Source organism: Candidatus Zixiibacteriota bacterium (assembly GCA_022865345.1).
Taxonomy (GTDB): domain Bacteria; phylum Zixibacteria; class MSB-5A5; order MSB-5A5; family RBG-16-43-9; genus RBG-16-43-9.
In genome coordinates this window covers 1-2,793 of the sequence record JALHSU010000112.1, presented here as the reverse complement: position 1 = coordinate 2,793, position 2,793 = coordinate 1, and the positions used below count along the sequence as shown (strand labels likewise).

The window sequence follows — 2,793 nt, the reverse complement described above, 5'->3', positions numbered from 1 at the left end:
GAGTTTGCCTGCAGGATATCAAAGGGTGAAACGCCGTATTTTTTGGCAATGGCTGAAACCGTCTCTCCTTTTTTTACCTTGTGCATGGTATAAAGTTTTTTGGCTGGTAGTTCCGAATATTTCTGGGAAAAGATTTCCCTGGTTCCTGCAGGTATCCTCAAAGGATAATTTGAATATTGGGGAGGAGTAACGTCTCTTAATAATTCGGGATTCAGGTCTCTTATCGCATCTAAGGAGACATTTAAAATATCTGCAATGGTTTTCAGATCAACCGGCTTATCTACCAGTACGGTGTCAAACTCCAATGGTTTTTCATACTCTACCTCAAAACCATATTTCTTTGGATCTTTAGCTATGATGGTTGCTGCCATATAAAGGGGCACATAATCATAGGTCTGCTTTCTTAAATTAAGCTCCCAGAAGTTGTTGGTTTTGTGTTTTTGAATTTTCCGGTTGAGACCTCCCTCGCCGCAATTATAAGCAGCTAAGGCTAAATGCCAGGACCCGAATTCGTTATAAAGTTTAGTGAGATAATTACAAGCCGCATAGGTCGATTTTATAAAATCCCTTTTTTCATCATACCACCAGTTGCTTTTTAAACCATAAATTCTTCCGGTGGACGGAATAAATTGCCACATCCCGACCGCATTTGCCCAGGAGCGCGCCCTGGGGCTAAAGCCGCTCTCGATCATGGGGAGATAGGCTAAGTCCTGTGGCAGGTTTCTCTTTTTCAGTATATCTTTGAACAGGTTAATATATTTACCGGATCTGGTTAAGTAGAGTGCGAATCTTTCCCGGCTCACAGTCTGAAGGTAAAGAATGGCATTTTCCACCCGTTGGTTCCATTCAATCGGCATATCATAGATAGAAGTATCCGGAGCTGTTATCGCGACATAAGTTGAATCTTTCAGTTTTTGGAAATCCTGAATATTTTCGAACTTTTCCAAAAAAGATGAGATCGAGCCTTCGCTATCCAGAGTTCCCAGGGAAAGAAGTGTGATCTTGTAGTCCGTGGCTATCTCGTGCAAAAGGCGATCATATTTATCGATATTTTTGGAATGCAGTTCGTCTCCTAAATCCAAGTTCCCCAGGACCTCCAGCGCTTTCTCGAAATGAGATTGGGCAACCAGCCAGTCAGCTTTTTGATTTGCTTCGACTCCTGCAGCGTAATAAGTCTCAGCTTCCTTTAGCTCTTCAGATATGATCTTCTCATAGATTTCAGTCGAATCGGTTTGAGAAGTAACCTGCGGCTGAGGTGGGGGATAATTATTCTGAACCTGGGGCTTTATCACCTGTCTGGAGCAGCTGTTAAATAAACCACCCAAGCCCATGATGAGACCAAAAACCAGTATTATCAGAAAAATCTTTCTCACGTCCGTTTTCATCTTCAATCTCCCCTTTCATCTAACTCGTTGATATATAAAATAATGCATAAACCTTGTCAAGGATTTTTTTATTTTTTTAGCCCGCCCCAGCAAATATTCTCAAAATCTCATCTCTCAGATTTTCTTTTTCCGCATAGATCCAGAAAATCCCTTCCTCTTTTTTAAACCAGGTAATCTGTCTTTTAGCATAATGTCTGGTTTCGAGTTTTATGTTCTGAACAGCTTCATCCAGGCTTATTTTTCCATCCAGATAATGAAAAATTTCCTTATATCCAAAAGTTTTCAGTGGAGCAAACCGGAGATCATATCCTTCCACTTTTAGATTCTTGACCTCATCCACCAGCCCCGCTTTAATCATCTGTTCTACTCTCTGGTCGATCCTCTGATACAGATGCTCCCGGTCTAATTCAAGTCCGATCTTGACGAAATTATGTTCCTCTGGCGGATACTCTCCTTTTTTTTGAAGGTCAGAAATCTTTTTGCCTGTCAACTCATAAACCTCTAAAGCTCTGATTATACGCACCAGATTATGGGGACCTATCTTTTTTGCTGCCTCCGGGTCTTTTTTCTCCAATTCATTGAAAAGGAATTCCACCCCATCTTTCCGAGCTTTCTCTTTTAATTCTGACCTTATTTTTTCATCTTTACCTGGCCCCTTGAATATCCCTTTGAACAAGGCTCTCAGATAAAGTCCAGAGCCTCCAACCACGATAGGCTCTTTACCCCTGCCCAGGATATTCTTTATAGCCTCTCTGGCTCTAGTAGAATAATCTGCTGCAGAAAAATACTCATCCGGATTGACTATGTCGATCAGATGATGGGGGATATTCTTCCTTTCTTCCAGACCCGGCTTGGCAGTCCCGATGTCCATAAACCTGTAAATCTGGCGCGAATCTGCAGAGACTATCTCCCCTTTTATTATATCGGCAATTTCAAGGGAGACTTTGGTTTTGCCCGAAGCAGTAGGACCGAGGATGGTTAAGATTTTTTTAAGCATATTTTATCTGGAGTGCACCATCCGTGATGTTCAAACTGACTTTAGTCAGGTTTTTTGTTCTCTCCTTTCTGAGGAGAGATAAAGGGTAAGTTCACGCCACTAAAGTGGCTGGGAACATATACTGGAGTGCGAGACTTTACTTTTTAGTAAACCTGAACCATGATATAAACAGTATACCCACGTTGCCCTCAACGTGGGTATACCATCAACCACTTGTCAACTTCTTTCAAACCTCTTATTCAGCTCCTCAATCGGAATTCTAATTAGAGTGGGCCTCCCGTGCGGACAGGAGTAAGGTTCTTTTGTAGCAAAGAGCTGGTCGAACAAGGAATTCATCTCCTCTAAGGAAAGCTTGTCACCTGCCTTTATTGCCCCCTTGCAGGCAAAAGATGCCGCCACAGACTTAACCTT

General features: G+C 42.1%; 3 protein-coding genes. All 3 read right to left on the bottom strand.

The features are described 5' to 3' along the window. A partial coding sequence (locus MUP17_04840; GenBank protein MCJ7458297.1) for a transglycosylase SLT domain-containing protein occupies nucleotides 1-1,385 on the bottom strand: 1,385 nt, incomplete at its 3' end. A gap of 76 nt (nucleotides 1,386-1,461) precedes the next feature. Then, the gene (miaA, locus tag MUP17_04835; protein ID MCJ7458296.1) at nucleotides 1,462-2,382 is read right to left on the bottom strand and encodes a tRNA (adenosine(37)-N6)-dimethylallyltransferase MiaA; all 921 of its coding nucleotides are present in this window, start codon (nucleotides 2,380-2,382) and stop codon (nucleotides 1,462-1,464) included. Between the two features lie 216 nt (nucleotides 2,383-2,598). After that, nucleotides 2,599-2,793: DNA mismatch repair protein MutL (locus MUP17_04830; protein ID MCJ7458295.1), on the bottom strand; the 195-nt coding region annotated here is incomplete at its 5' end.

Excerpts from the sequence above, each read along its gene's own strand:
- miaA (MCJ7458296.1), bottom strand. The coding sequence starts at position 2,382 with ATGCTTAAAAAAATCTTAACCATCCTCGGTCCTACTGCTTCGGGCAAA.